The organism is Deinococcus soli (ex Cha et al. 2016) (assembly GCF_001007995.1).
In the GTDB taxonomy this organism is placed as follows: Bacteria; Deinococcota; Deinococci; order Deinococcales; family Deinococcaceae; genus Deinococcus; species Deinococcus soli.
This window is the reverse complement of sequence record NZ_CP011389.1, coordinates 949,620-963,246: the sequence shown is the minus strand read 5'-3', so window position 1 is coordinate 963,246 and position 13,627 is coordinate 949,620. Positions and strand designations below refer to the sequence as shown.

The following is a 13,627-nucleotide window of genomic DNA, read 5'->3' as shown; positions in this document are numbered from 1 at the left end:
CTGAGAAGGGCCGCGGCTGGAGTGGGGGGCGTTCCCCTGTCCGTTCAGGGGACCTGCACACCGGTGCCGGGTGCCCTGTCAGGCCCGTGAAGGACGCCGCGCGCTACCCTGAGTGCGGACTGCCCATGCGCCCCTTCCCGCTGCCTACCCTGTTCGTGCCGCTGCTGCTGCTGGCGGCCGCGCACAGCGTGTCACTGATCTTCAGTCACCGCGCCGGGGACATCCTGACTGTCTCGGACCGGCTGTACCTGATCGTCCCGGCGCTGGCCGCGCTGGCCAGCTGGCAGGCGGTCCGCGGCGCGCGTGACCGGCGGCTGGCCGTGTGGGCCGCCGTCTGTCTGACCTTCCTGGCGGGCGCCGAGGTGATCCTGGTCGCCGCGTATGACCTGCAGGACCTGCGCGCTCCTGACTACGGCGTGGGAGACGCGCTGTACCACGCCTATTACCTGGGACTGGTGGCCCTGCTGCTCGGCACACGCGCCGGCCCGCGTCCCCCGCAGCGCGAGCGGCGCCTGACGCCACCCGAAGGGGTTCTGGACAGCCTGATCACCGGCGTGGTCGTCGCGGAACTCTCCTGGGTCCTGGGCCTCGTGCCGCTGCTGGCCGACCCGCGCACCACGCTGCTGTTCAAGTCCGTGAACGTGTCGTACGTGGTCCTCGACGTGATCCTGCTGACCCTGGCGCTGCTGCGGCTGCGGCTGGGCCGCGACCACTCCTGGCCGCTCGTGGCGGGCCTGCTGTCCTACGTGGCGGCGGACCTGCTGTACCTGATCGACGGGCCGGTTCGCATCCCCGTCGGCCTGACCGACCTGTTGTGGACCTGGGGCACGGTCGGGCAGGCAGTGGGATTTGCACTGCTCGTCCGTCGCCCCGACCTGACCGCGCCCACCCCGGTGGCCGTGACGCTGATCGTGCGGACCCTGCCGTACCTGGCGGTCCTGACCGCCTGCCTGATCCTGATCTTCAACGGTCTGAGCCTCGATCTGCGCGGGCGCGGCGTGGTGTGGTTCACCGTGACCGTCTTCGCGCTCGTGATGGTCCGGCAGGCGTACACACTGGTGGACACCGGCCGCCTGAACCGCCTGCTGACCGAGCAGGCCGCGCAACTGCGCGGCAGCCGCGACGAGATGGAATACCGCGCGCTGCACGACAGCCTGACCGGGCTGCTCAACCGTGACGGGTTCCGGCAGCTCATGCAGGCCCAGACCGGGCTGCGCACCCTGCTCATGCTGGACCTCGACGGGTTTAAACCCGTGAACGACACCCACGGGCACGCCGCCGGGGACCGCGTGCTGCGCGACGTGGCCCGCCGCATTCACGACGTCAGCGAACCCTGGTTCGATGCGGCCCGCCTGGGCGGCGACGAGTTCGCGCTGCTCAGCCGCGAGCCGCTGGGCGCCCCGCAGGTCCGGCAGGTCGCGGCGCTCCTGATCGGGCGGCTGTCCGAGCCCTTTGAGGTGCGCGGCGGTCACATGACGCTGGGCGTGTCGGTCGGCGTGGCGCAGGGCGAACCCGGCGTGTCCCCCGACGCGCTGCTGGGCCGCGCGGACGCCGCCCTGTACCTCGCCAAGCGCGGGGGCGGCGCGCAGCTGCGGGAGGCCGAGGCCCTCCCGGACGCGCTGCGGCCCCGCCCGGACCCGCCGGGCCCGTGTTAGCCTCCGGGACGTGAGTTCAACCCGTGTCCGTATCCTGACCGCGCCCGCCGGGCAGGGCCGCGCGTGATCAGTGCCGTGACGCTCGCCGTGATCGGCGTGGGCCTGCTCGCCGGGGTGCTCGGCGCGATCCTGGGCCTGGGGGGCGGCGTGGTCGTCGTCCCCGCGCTGGAATTCCTGCTGCCGCACTTCGGGCGGGACATCACGATCGCGCAGGCGGTCGCGATCAGCCAGATCGGCGTGCTCGCCGTGGGCCTCAGCGGCGCGGCCAGCTACCTGCAGCAGGGCCTCGTGCGCGCGCGGACCGGGTACCTGCTCTCTCCCTACACCATCGTCGGCGGGGCCGCCGGGTCGTTCCTGGGCCTGATCCTCCCGGCGCGCGCGGTCGCGACCGTGTTCGCGGCGCTGCTGCTGTACTCCGCGTACAACCTCCTGCGCGGACTGAAACGCGTGGAGGTCGAACGCGAACCCTCCCGTCTGGTCCCCCCGGCCATGACCTTCGCGGGCATCATGAGCGGCCTGCTGGGCATCGGCGGCGGCACCGTGCAGGTCCCGGTGCTGAACCTCATGGCGGGCGTGCCCATCCGGCAGGCCATCGCCACGAGCACCTTCATCATGGGCCTGACCGCCGTCGGCAACGCCCTGGTGTACCAGGCGGGCGGCCTGCTTGACCTGCGCCTGGCGGCCGGGGTGGCGCTGGGCGTCCTGATCGGCGCGCGCGCCGGAGCCAGCCTGCAAAGCCGCATTCCCGCCGCGCAGCTGAAACTGTTCTTCAGCCTGCTGCTGATCTTCACTGCCGGGCAACTGCTGTGGAAGTACTGGGGGCAGGCGTGAGCGCCCCGGACCGCAGGAACAACACCGAACTGGCCGGGCTGCCCGCGTGGCTGTACCCGCTGGGCTTCTGGGTGGGCGTGGCGCTGCTGGCGGTGGGGGTGCTGCTGCCGGACTACGCGTGGGTGGGCGTGGTGTGGGTGGCGGCCGTGCCGGTCCTGGCGGCGCTGTGGGTGGCGGCGGCGGGCTGGCGCACGGACCGCCGCCTGAGCGGCGCGGCGCTGCTGGCCCTGGCGGGGCTGGCGCTGGTGTTCGTGGTGAAAGGCTTCATCAAGTAGGCCGCCCCTCACCCGCCCCCTCACCCGGGCGTGGTGGACTGGCGGGGTGAACGCCCCGGAACTCCCGAGCCTGACCCCGGCGCAGGTGGCGGCCCTGCTGCACGCCTCGCCGGACGTGGTGTCGTGGCGGGGCGCGGTGTCATGGCTGGGCGCGGGCAGCGATCACCGCGCCTACGCTCTGGGGGAGGACCGGGTGGTGCGCCTGCCCCGCTGGCCCGGCGGTGGAGAGGCCCTGCGGCGCGAGGCCCGGCTGCTGGCGTGGCTGACCCCCAGACTGCCCGGCGCGGCGCTGCCGGAGGTGCTACACATGGGGGAACCGGCGCCCCTGGCCCCGGAGGGGTTCAGCGTGGCGCGGCGCGTGCCCGGCGTATCGGCACTGGGGCCGCCTCTGGCCGATCCAGGCGCGCTGGGTGAGGTGCTGGGGTGCTGGCTGGCCGAGCTGCACGCCCTGAACCCACAGGGCTCCGGGCTGGGCGTGGATCTCGACCCGACGGGGCGCGACTGGCGGGCCGCCGCACTGGACGATCTGGCTGTGGCGGCGGCAGCGGGTGTCCTGCCGGAGGCCGGGACCTGGGCGGCCCGCGTGCAGGCGGTGCCCGACCTGTGGGAGGTGAGCCCGGTGCCCATTCACGGGGATTTCGCGGCTGAGCACATTCAGCTGGACGGGGCGGGGCGACTCGTGGGTGTGCTGGACTGGGCGGACGCGGCGCTGGGGGACCCGGCGCGGGATCTGGCGGGCCTGATCCACTGGGGTGACCCGGTGCTGTGGCACGCCGCGCGGGTGGTTTACCCGGCGTCCGGGGTGGTGTGGGAGCGCGCGGCGTGGTACGCGCTGTGCCGCGCGCTGGGCGATCTGGCGTTCGCGGTGCGGGAGGGCCGACCCGCGTATCTGGAGGCGGGACGGCGGGCGCTGAACGGGGTGCGGGGCTGGTGGACAAACGCCCCGCCGCAGTCTTAAACTTGAACCGAGTCTAATTTTATAGGTATCTCGCAGGAGGTCGCATGAAGATTCAGAAAGCCGCAGTCATCGGCGCAGGCGTCATGGGCGCTGCCATCGCCGCTCAGCTCGCCAACGCCGGGATTCCCGTCACCCTGCTGGACATCGTCCTGCCCGACAACCCCGACCGCAACTTCCTCGCCAAGAGTGGCGTGGAGCGCGCCCTGAAAGCCCGCCCCGCCGCCTTCATGGACGCCAGCCGCGCCAGCCTGATTCAGGTGGGCAACCTCGAAGACGACCTGAAAAAACTCAAGGACGCCGACTGGATCATCGAGGCGATCATCGAGAAACTCGACGCCAAACGCGACCTGTGGGCCAAAGTCGAGCAGGTGGCCAAGAAAACCGCGATCATCAGCAGCAACTCCAGCGGCATCCCCATGCACCTCCAGATCGAGGGGCGCAGCGAGGACTTCCAGCGCCGCTTCGTGGGCGCGCACTTCTTCAACCCGCCCCGCTACCTGCACCTCCTGGAAGTCATTCCCACGCCCAAGACCGACCCGGCGATCGTGAAGACCTTCAGCGAGTTCGCGGAAACCACCCTCGGCAAGGGCATCGTGGTCGCCAACGACGTGCCGGGCTTCGTCGCCAACCGCATCGGCGTGTACGGCATCGTCCGCGCCATGGACCACATGCAGCGGGCCGGACTGACCCCCGCGCAGGTCGACCAGCTCACGGGCCCCGCCCTGGGCCGCGCCTCGTCAGCCACCTTCCGCACCGCCGACCTCTCGGGCCTGGACATCATCTACCACGTGTCCAATGACCTGGGCAAAGCCACGCCGGACGACGAGGACTTCACCCTCACGCCCGCCTTCCGCACCCTGGTGGAAGACAAGAAGTGGCTGGGCGACAAGACCGGCAGCGGCTTCTACAAGAAGACCAAGGACGAGAAGGGCAAGACCAAGATCCTGAACCTGAACCTCGACACCTTCGAGTACGAGGACCAGGGCAAGGTCAAGGTCGCCGCCGTGGACGCCGTCAAAGGCCGCCCCCTGGCTGAGCGCGTGAAGGCCCTGTACGGCGCTGAAGGCAAGGAAGGGGAGTTCCTGCGCGGCGTCATGAACGACGGCTTCTGGTACGCCGCCAAGATGGCCGGCAACGTCAGCAACCGCCTTCAGGACATCGACAACGCCCTGAAGTGGGGCTTCGGCTGGGAACAGGGTCCCTTCGAGACGATGGACACCCTGGGCGTCCAGAGCGTCATCGCCAACCTCGAAGCCGAGGGCCGCACCCTGCCCCCCCTGCTGGCCGCCATGAAAGCCAGTGGCCGCGACGCCTTCTACCAGGGCGGCGAGATCGTCACGCCTGAAGGCCAGCCCACCCCCTACCAGGCCCCCTACTTCATCCTGACCGACCTGAAGAAGGACGCCACGAAGATCGTCAAGAAACGCGCCGGGGCCAGCGTCATCGACCTGGGCGACGGCGTCCTGCTGGCCGAATGGCACGCCAAGATGAACGCCCTCGGCGAGGACCAGCTGCGCACCGTGCAGGACGCCCACAAGCTCGTGCAGGACCTGGGCTACCACGGCCTCGTCATCGGCAACCAGGGCGAGAACTTCAGCGCGGGCGCCAACCTGCCCCTGATCCTCTCGCAGGCGCAGGCGGACGAGTGGGACGAACTCGACGACATGATCAAGCAGTTCCAGCAGGTCACCACCTCGCTGCGCTTCAGCCCCCACCCCACCGTCGCCGCACCCTTCGGTCTGACGCTCGGCGGTGGCGCCGAATTCACCCTGCACGCCGACCACGTCGTCGCCAGCGCCGAACTGTACATGGGCCTCGTGGAAGTCGGCGTCGGGCTGATCCCCGGCGGCGGCGGCACCAAGGAAATGCTGCTGCGCTTCACGGACCAGCAGCAGCCCAGCCAGCGCGTCGGCGCCACGCTGCTGCCCGCCGTGCAGCGCGCCTTCGAACTCATCGGCACCGCCAAGGTGAGCACCAGCGCCCTCGAAGCCCGCAACCTCGGGTTCCTGCGCGACACCGACACCGTCGCCATGAACAAGAACCACATCCTCGAGGACGCCAAGCGTCAGGTTCTCGCCCTGGCCCCCGGCTACGTGCAACCCACCCCCCGCCAGGACATCCCCGTCATGGGCGACGCCGCCATCGGCGCCATCAAGAGCGCCCTGCACGGCATGCACCAGGGCGGCTACATCACCGACTACGACCTCGTCGTGTCCGAACAGCTCGCCAAGGTTCTCTCCGGCGGCACCGGCAACAACCGCACCGCCAAAGTGTCCGAGCAGCACCTCCTCGACCTCGAACGCGAAGCCTTCCTCACCCTCCTCGGGAAGAAAGGCACCCAGCAGCGCATCGAGCACATGCTCAAGACCGGCAAACCCCTGCGCAACTAACGTCGATAGTTGATGGATGAAGGTTGAAAGAGGACAGATGACTCAGGCACGCTTCTTCGGATTCGAAAAACTGGACGTCTACCACCTGTCGGTGGAGATGGCAGCCGACGTCTACCGCGTGTCCGGGCATTTTCCTCAGGACGAACGCTTCGGCCTCACCAATCAGCTGCGCCGCGCGGCGACCTCAGTCACCCTCAACATTGCCGAAGGGGCCGGGCGGGACTCCCGCAAGGACTTCGCCCACTTCCTGACGCAGGCCAGAGGATCCACGTACGAGGTTGCCAGCGGACTGCAACTCGCCGTGCGACTGGGCTTCGTGCCGCAGACCGACACCCAGGCCGTTCACGAGCAGGCGCAGACCATCGCCGCCATGCTCAGTGCCCTCGCCCGTACCCTGAAGGCCGAAGCATGAAGCGCCAACCATCACCCATCACCCATCACCCATCAACCGGCGGCCGCCTGACCGACCGACTCCTGAACGTCCGCAAACGCCGCGCCCTCGGCTGGGCCGCCCTGGCTTACGCCGGGGTGGTGCTGGCCGGGGCGCTGGTGGGGGCCGACATCACCCTGCGCAGCAAGACCCGCTGGGTGAAGGGCGTGTTCGTGCCGGTGGGTCGGCGCGGAAACGAGGTGTACCTCCCGGCAGGCAGTGAGACGCTGTCGCGCGGCCCCATCGGCATCGTGCCGCTGCTCCCGAACAAGGGGCACGCGGTGCTGGGCGAACGGCAGGTCGTCGGCACGCTGGTGCGCCGCCCGGTGCAGGAGGAACGCGGCCTGCTGCCCAACGGCGCGCTCGCGTGGGCCAGCACCTTCGTGTACAACGGCACGCCCGCGCAGCTGGGCGTCGAGTTCGAGGACACGGCGGTCAGCACCCCGCTGGGCGACATGCCCGCCTGGCACATTCCCCCCAGCGGCGACGCCCCGGGCCGCGCGGACGCCATCGTGATCGTCATCCACGGGCACGGCGGGCAGCGGCCCCAGGCCCTGCGGATGCTGCCCGCCCTGCGGCGCACCGGCGCGGCCAGCCTGTTCGTCACGTTCCGCAACGCCCACGGCGCCCCCCGCAGCGAGACCGGCTACCTGACCCTGGGCGACCAGGAAGCCGAGGACGTCATCAGCGCCCTGCACTGGGCGCAGGGGGCCGGGTACAGGCGGGCCGTGCTGTACGGCTTCAGCATGGGCGGCAACATCGCCCTCAGCGCCCTGCGCGAACGGCACCAGCCCTACCCCATTCCCGTCACGGGCGTCATGCTCGACTGCCCCGCGCTGGACTGGCGGGCCACCATCCTCTCCCAGGGCCAACGCTTCGGCCTCCCACCCTTCCTCGCGCGGCACGTCGCCACCTTCACCCAGTGGGTCGTGACACGCCGCAGCGGCCAGGACTTCGACACCGTCGACCAGATCCGCGCCGCACCCAACTTCAACCTCCCCATCCTCATGTGGCACGGCACGCGCGACCGCACCATCCCCATCGCGCAGGCCGACGCGCTGGCCGCCGCCCGCCCCGACCTCATCGAATACCACCGGGTCGAAGGCGGCAAACACATCCGCGTGTGGAACATCAACCCCAAAGCCTACGACGCCCAACTCGAAACCTTCATCGGCAAAGTCCTGCCAGAGGTGGAAGGGTGAGCGCCCTGACCTTGCCTCTGCAACCGAAGGAGGACACTGAACTCGTGGTGGAACCTTGGGGTGAGACCTTCCAGCTCGCCGCAGGTGAGAGGTACGTCCTGAGCTGGCTGGGAAGCGAAGAACAACCCGAATGTCTCTCCACGCCCACGGGCCTGGTCGTATTCATGGGTACAGGCGCGACGTTCAACCTTCAACACGAGAGTGGTGCATGGATCGGAGGCAGTGACATTCCTTTCCCCTCCCTGCCCCCCTCGATGAGCACCAAAGAATTTCTGTCGATGACAGGACTGATTCACATTCAACCGTCCGAGAGCGACGGTGCAAGGAGAGAACCCTGATGCGTGACGCCGTTATTGTTTCTGCCGTCCGGACGCCCGTTGGTCGTGGCGTGAAAGGCACCCTGGCGAACACCCGCCCCGACGACCTCGCGGCGCTGGTGCTGAACGAGGCCGTCAAGCGCGCCGGTGTGGACGCCGCCCTGGTCGAGGACGTGTACCTCGGCTGCGCGATTCCCGAGGCGGAGCAGGGCCTGAACGTGGCCCGCCTGGCCGCGCTGCGCGCCGGGATGCCCGACAGCGTGGGCGGCGTGACCGTGAACCGCTTCTGCTCCAGCGGCCTGCAGACGATCGCCATGGCCGCGGCGGCCATCCAGACCGGGCAGGCGGACGTGATGCTGGCCGGTGGCGTGGAGAGCATGAGCTTCGTGCCCATGAGCGGTCACAACCCCAGCCCGAACCCGGAACTGGTGGACGCCCGCCCCGGCGCGTACATCGGCATGGGCATGACCGCCGAGAACGTCGCCGCGAAGTACGGCATCAGCCGTGAGGATCAGGACGCGTTCGCGTTCCGCAGCCACCAGCGCGCCGCGGCCGCTCAGGACGCCGGGAAGTTCGACGCCGAGATCGTGCCCGTCCCCGTCCGCGTGGACAAGCTGAAGGGCACGAAGATGAAGTCCGAAACCGTGAACTTCGACAGGGACGAACTGATCCGCCGGGACGCGAACCTCGCGGACATGGCGAAGGTCCGCCCCGCGTTCAAGGCGACCGGTTCGGTCAGCGCCGCGAACAGCAGCCCGTTCAGTGACGGCGCGGCCGCCGTGCTGATCATGAGCGGCGAGAAGGCGCAGGAACTCGGCGTGAAACCCCTGGCGAAGTTCCTCGGCTTCGCCGTGGCGGGCGTGGAACCCGAACTGATGGGCATCGGGCCCGTGAAGGCCGTGCCGAAGGTGCTGGCGCAGACCGGCCTGACCCTGGACGATATCGACCTGATCGAGCTGAACGAGGCGTTCGCCGCGCAGTCCCTGGCGGTGGCGCGGGAACTGGGCCTGAACCAGGACATCATGAACGTCAACGGCGGCGCGATCGCCCTGGGTCACCCCCTGGGGTGCAGCGGCGCGAAACTCGCCACGACCGCCATCTATGAACTGCAGCGCCGTGGGGGCGGGAAGGCCCTGATCACCATGTGCATCGGCGGGGGCATGGGCGCCGCCGGGATCATCGAAGTGTACGGCGCGGACCAGGCCGCCGACTGACCCGAGCCGTGTAGAAGCAGGGCACCCGCCGGGAAGGGGGTGCCCTGCTTGGCTGTGAAGGTTACTGGGGCAGCTTGAAGCGGCTGAGGTCGGGCAGCTTGACGTTCAGGGTGGCGGGGAGGGCCACGCGGGCAGAGCGGTTCAGGCGCTGGGCACTCAGGCTGCGTTTCAGCATGGCACGCAGGGTGGTCTGCGCTCTGGCTGCCGCATCCACCGTGGTGTCGATTTGGACCATGCCCAGCGCGATGTCCCGCTCAGCGCCGGTGGTCGGGTCAATGACGACACCCAGACCGCCGAAGGTGGCGCTGCCGTTGTACGTGCCGAAGGCGCCGTCGTTGTCCTGAGCAACGAGATAGAGGGCAGGTTGTGTGGTGTCGACGGTGAACGCGGCGTCGAGACTGGTCGTGCTGGCAATCGGTCCCAGCAGGCTGAGGCCGACCCGGGTCTGTGCCGTGTCGGTGTACACGCCGGCGGCCACCTGCTGACCACTGACGGGAACCTCGGTGATGAAGACCGAGACCCCGTCTGCGACGTTATTGCCTGCGCTGTCGACGGCGAGCCAGTACCAGCTGCCCTGGTACTTGGTTGTGACATTGAACGCGGCGGTAACGGTGGCGTTGCCCTTGGTGTCGTATGCCTTGGCGGTGTACCCGGTTCGGGTGTCATTTACTAGATCGACCGGATACGTGTAAGGGGCGGTGGAGTCGGTGCCGAGCAGGGTACCGTTCCGGTAGAACTCGACTTTGCTGATTCCGCTGTCGTCGGTGGCGGTGGCGGTCAGGGTGACGGTGGCGTCTTCCAGAGGCGCGCTCTGGGTCAGGCTGATCTGGGGGCCGGTAGTGTCAGGCGTGGCCGTGCCTCCGCTACCGGGCGTGCAGGCAGTGATCAGGAGTGCAGGAAGAGCGAGCAGAAGAGCGGAACGTTTCACGTCAAGCACTTTAGAGTGGCGCATTCCTCTCATGTGGCGCATGATTGGCATCCCCCTCCAGGGGTTCATCGGGCGTTAAAGGTTCAGGCGCATGGCCTCTTCAACCTTTAAAATGAGATTCAAGTTCGTCGCTTCGGTGCGGCGGGGTGCGGTTCCCATAGGCCGCCGGGGTGGAGTCAGGTCAAGTTGGCCTGACTCCATGCCTTTTGCTTTTCGCTCATTCAGGTGTGGAGGTGATGGTGGTGTTCAAGGGATTGGGTTGGCGTGCGGCGCTGCCGCTGGGCGTGTTGCTGTCGGGCGGCGCGCTGGCGGCGAGTTCGGCGGGAACGGCGGACCTGCTGTTCGGGCTGTTCTGGGTGGTACTCGCTGCGGCGGTGTTCGGGACGGTGGCCTCGAAGCTGGGGGTTCCGGCGGTGGTGGGGCAGGTGCTGGCCGGGATTCTGATCGGGCCGAGCGTGCTGAGTCTGGTGCGTCCGGACGAGTTCCTGCTCAGCCTCGCGGAGCTGGGCGCGGTGTTCCTGCTGTTCATGGTGGGCCTGGAGACCCGCTTCCGGGACCTGCTGTCGGTGGGGAAGGAGGCGCTGCTCGTGGCGGTGCTGGGCATCGCGTTCCCGCTGGCGCTGGGCTTCGGGTTCGGGCTGTGGCAGGGGCAGGAGAACGTCAGTGCGCTGTTCGTGGGGACGGCCCTGGTGGCGACGTCGGTGGGCATCACCGCGAAGGTGTTGCAGGAGATGGGCGTACTGGACGCCCGGTTCGCGCAGGTGATCCTGGGCGCGGCCGTCATCGACGACATCCTGGGCCTGACGCTGCTGGCGGTCGTGAGTGGCCTGGGTGCCGGGGAGAGTATGAGTGCCGGGCAGGTGGGCTTGATCCTGGGCCTCAGCGTGGGGTTCGTGGCGCTGGTGCTCGCGCTGGGCATCCCGCTCATCCGCCGCTTCCAGCCGAGGCTGCGGAACCTGAGCCTGTCACGCATGTTCAACGTGGCGATCGTGGTGGGCCTGGGCGTGGCCGCGCTGAGCACCGTGGCGGGCCTCGCGCCGATCATCGGGGCGTTCCTGGCGGGCATGGTCCTGGCCGAGGTGAAGGACGAGGTGGAATTCGAGTCGAAGGTGCACGCGCTGGAGTCCTTCCTCGCCCCCGTGTTCTTCGTGGTCGTGGGTTTGCAGCTGGACCTGGGCGTGCTGGGTGACCCGGTCGTGATCGTCGCGGGCCTGATCCTGACCGTACTGGCCGTGATCGGCAAGGTCGCGGGCGGCCTGATCGGCGCGCGCAGCATGGGCGGGCGGCAGTCGCTGCTGGTCGGCGTGGGCATGGTCCCGCGCGGCGAGGTCGGATTGATCGTCGCCAGCCTGGGTCTCGCGGCGGGCGTGATCGGCAAGCAGGTGTACGCCGAGGTGCTCCTCATGGTCCTCCTGACGACCGTGCTGGCGCCGCTGGTGCTGCGCGCCCTGGCCCCCCGCCCGGAACGGGACGCACCCGCCGCCTGATACGGACTCCGATTGAATGGTTTGCTAAAACCGTTCAATCCGAGCGGATGCGAGGAGGAGTGGAGCGGGTTCCGGGCGGGGAGTTAGCAGATCGGTGGTGTTCCGATCTGTCAACGAAGCAGACGGAATCCGTATGAGTCGCGCGGAGTGGAGGAGGGGGCCGTCCAGTGGGGCGTGCCCCCTCCCGCCTTTTCCCGCCCGTGCGGTACCCTGGAGGGATGCCGGACGTTCCCGCCGCCCCCACCCGTTCCCGCCTGAGGTTGCGGGTGTCCCCCGCTGCCGAGGCGCACGTGCGCGCCGGGCACCCCTGGGTGTACGAGTCCAGCCTGCGCGCCCAGAACCGCGACGGCGACGCGGGCGAACTGGCCGTGATCTACGACCGCCGCGACCGCTTCCTGGCGATCGGTCTGTTCGACCCGGACAGTCCGCTGCGGGTGCGGGTGCTGCATCAGGGCACCCCGGCCACGCTGGACGACGCGTGGTGGGCGGCGCGGCTGGACGAGGCGCTGCTGCGCCGCGCGCCGCTGTTCGGCCCGGATACCGACGGGTACCGCGTGGTGAACGGCGAGTCCGACGGCTTCCCCGGGCTGGTCGTGGACCGCTACGCGAGCACGCTGGTCGTGAAGCTGTACACCGCCGCGTGGTTCCCGCACCTGGAGCGCATCCTGGGCCTCCTCGCCGAGCGTTTCCCGGACTTCGCGTTGGTGCTGCGCCTGAGCCGCAACATCCAGACCCGCGCGCGCGAGGACGGCCTGTTCGACGGTCAGCTCCTCGCGGGCAGCGTCGGCAGCGGCACCGTCGTCTTCCACGAGACCGGACTGGCGTTCGAGGCGGAGGTCCTGCGCGGCCAGAAGACCGGGTTCTTCCTCGACCAGCGTGACAACCGCCGCCGCGTCGAGAAGTACGCCCGGGGCCGCCGGGTCCTGAACGCCTTCTCGTTCAGCGGGGGCTTCAGCCTGTACGCCGCGCGGGGCGGGGCGGTGCACGTCGTGAGCCTCGACATCAGCGCCCACGCGCTGGACAGCGCCGAACGCAACTACGCCCTGAACCCGAAACTGAGTGCCCCGCACGAGACCGTCCAGGCCGACGTGTTCGAGTGGCTCGCCGCCACCGACCGTGACTTCGACCTCGTGATCCTCGACCCGCCCTCCCTGGCCCGCCGCGAGACGGAACGGGCCGGCGCGATCCGCGCGTACGGGAAACTCGCCGCCGACGGCATCCGCCGCCTTGCGCCCGGCGGCATCCTCCTGAGCGCTTCATGCTCCGCGCACGTCAGCGCCGAGGAATTCTGGGACGCCGTCCACGACGCCGCCACACGCTCGGGCCGCACGTGGCGCGAACTGCACACCAGTCAGCACGCCCCCGACCACCACGCGACCTTCCCCGAAGCGCAGTACCTCAAAGCCATCTTCATCCAGTTCGACTGACCCGGACCGGTATGGTGGAATGCCGCATGCGGCCAGGGCGTCGGTGGGCTGGAGGTTGGACGGGCGCGGCGCTGTGCCTCCTGCTTGGCATGGGTGGCGCGCAGGGCTGCCCGCCAGGCCAGGACGCGCGCCTGACCCGGACCGGGCACGCGCTGGAGGCTGCGCAACTGCGCTGGCAGAGGGCGGCCCCGGCGGGCTACACCTTGACCCTGTACCGGGTTCAGGACACGGACAGCGAGACGACGGTGCTGACCGGGCCGCCGGTGCGGGGCAGCCCAGGGCCCATTGAAGGGCTCTTCGGCGAGGTAGAGGAAATGCTCGACATGGCCCGCACTGTTCCCGGCTTCTGCTTCGAGGTGGCGGCCGTGTTCGACTGGCGTTACGGGTACCCGATCCGGGTGTGGTTCTGGTCGCCGGTGGACGGCACGCGGCACCTGACCTCCTGGGAGATCTCGGACTTCCAGCCCCGACCCTGACCCTGCCCTCGACAGGACGCTCTGGCAGGGGCGCGTG

At 69.4% G+C, this 13,627-nt stretch carries 13 protein-coding genes; 12 read left to right on the top strand and 1 reads right to left on the bottom strand.

Annotated features, from left to right (window positions below; all coding sequences use genetic code 11):
- The first annotated feature begins 125 nt into the window (after positions 1 to 125).
- The 9 genes from SY84_RS04765 to SY84_RS04730 all read left to right on the top strand — a co-directional run bounded on the left by SY84_RS04765 (position 126) and on the right by SY84_RS04730 (position 9,272).
- A complete protein-coding gene (locus SY84_RS04765; protein ID WP_046843054.1) occupies positions 126 to 1,655 on the top strand; it encodes a GGDEF domain-containing protein in 1,530 nt (509 codons plus the stop codon).
- A 63-nt stretch (positions 1,656 to 1,718) separates the two neighbouring features.
- Complete coding sequence (locus tag SY84_RS04760; protein ID WP_046843053.1) at positions 1,719 to 2,486, top strand: sulfite exporter TauE/SafE family protein; 768 nt, start codon at positions 1,719 to 1,721, stop codon at positions 2,484 to 2,486.
- On the top strand, positions 2,483 to 2,761 hold the full coding sequence (locus SY84_RS04755; RefSeq protein WP_046844945.1) for a hypothetical protein: 279 nt from the start codon (positions 2,483 to 2,485) through the stop codon (positions 2,759 to 2,761). Before SY84_RS04760 ends, SY84_RS04755 begins: the two co-directional genes overlap by 4 nt.
- A gap of 46 nt (positions 2,762 to 2,807) precedes the next feature.
- Positions 2,808 to 3,719: a phosphotransferase gene (locus SY84_RS04750; protein ID WP_046843052.1), complete on the top strand. Its 912-nt coding sequence runs from the start codon at positions 2,808 to 2,810 to the stop codon at positions 3,717 to 3,719.
- A 44-nt stretch (positions 3,720 to 3,763) separates the two neighbouring features.
- Positions 3,764 to 6,109 carry a 3-hydroxyacyl-CoA dehydrogenase/enoyl-CoA hydratase family protein gene (locus SY84_RS04745; RefSeq protein WP_046843051.1) on the top strand — a complete coding sequence of 782 codons (2,346 nt, stop codon included), beginning with the start codon at positions 3,764 to 3,766 and terminating at the stop codon, positions 6,107 to 6,109.
- Positions 6,110 to 6,146: 37 nt separating this feature from the next.
- Positions 6,147 to 6,521, top strand: a complete 375-nt coding sequence (locus tag SY84_RS04740; protein WP_046843050.1) for a four helix bundle protein — start codon at positions 6,147 to 6,149, stop codon at positions 6,519 to 6,521.
- Positions 6,518 to 7,741: an alpha/beta hydrolase family protein gene (locus SY84_RS04735; RefSeq protein WP_046843049.1), complete on the top strand. Its 1,224-nt coding sequence runs from the start codon at positions 6,518 to 6,520 to the stop codon at positions 7,739 to 7,741. The genes SY84_RS04740 and SY84_RS04735 overlap by 4 nt, the downstream gene beginning before the upstream one ends.
- Complete coding sequence (locus SY84_RS16430) at positions 7,738 to 8,079, top strand: hypothetical protein (RefSeq protein WP_157882893.1); 342 nt, start codon at positions 7,738 to 7,740, stop codon at positions 8,077 to 8,079. Before SY84_RS04735 ends, SY84_RS16430 begins: the two co-directional genes overlap by 4 nt.
- Positions 8,079 to 9,272 (top strand): thiolase family protein, encoded by a 1,194-nt coding sequence (locus SY84_RS04730; RefSeq protein WP_046843048.1) that lies wholly within the window; start codon positions 8,079 to 8,081, stop codon positions 9,270 to 9,272. The genes SY84_RS16430 and SY84_RS04730 overlap by 1 nt, the downstream gene beginning before the upstream one ends.
- 61 nt (positions 9,273 to 9,333) lie before the next feature.
- Here the strand turns inward: SY84_RS04730 and SY84_RS04725 are convergent, their stop codons facing one another.
- Entirely contained in the window at positions 9,334 to 10,200 is an 867-nt protein-coding gene (locus tag SY84_RS04725) for an Ig-like domain-containing protein (RefSeq protein ID WP_046843047.1), read from the bottom strand.
- A 236-nt stretch (positions 10,201 to 10,436) separates the two neighbouring features.
- On the opposite strand from SY84_RS04725, the gene SY84_RS04720 reads away from it, so the two are divergent.
- The 3 genes from SY84_RS04720 to SY84_RS04710 all read left to right on the top strand — a co-directional run bounded on the left by SY84_RS04720 (position 10,437) and on the right by SY84_RS04710 (position 13,590).
- A complete protein-coding gene (locus tag SY84_RS04720; protein WP_081424661.1) occupies positions 10,437 to 11,687 on the top strand; it encodes a cation:proton antiporter in 1,251 nt (416 codons plus the stop codon).
- Between the two features lie 218 nt (positions 11,688 to 11,905).
- Positions 11,906 to 13,114 (top strand): 23S rRNA (cytosine(2499)-C(5))-methyltransferase, encoded by a 1,209-nt coding sequence (locus SY84_RS04715; protein ID WP_046843046.1) that lies wholly within the window; start codon positions 11,906 to 11,908, stop codon positions 13,112 to 13,114.
- A gap of 89 nt (positions 13,115 to 13,203) precedes the next feature.
- Positions 13,204 to 13,590 carry a hypothetical protein gene (locus SY84_RS04710; protein WP_046843045.1) on the top strand — a complete coding sequence of 129 codons (387 nt, stop codon included), beginning with the start codon at positions 13,204 to 13,206 and terminating at the stop codon, positions 13,588 to 13,590.
- The last annotated feature ends 37 nt before the right edge of the window (positions 13,591 to 13,627 follow it).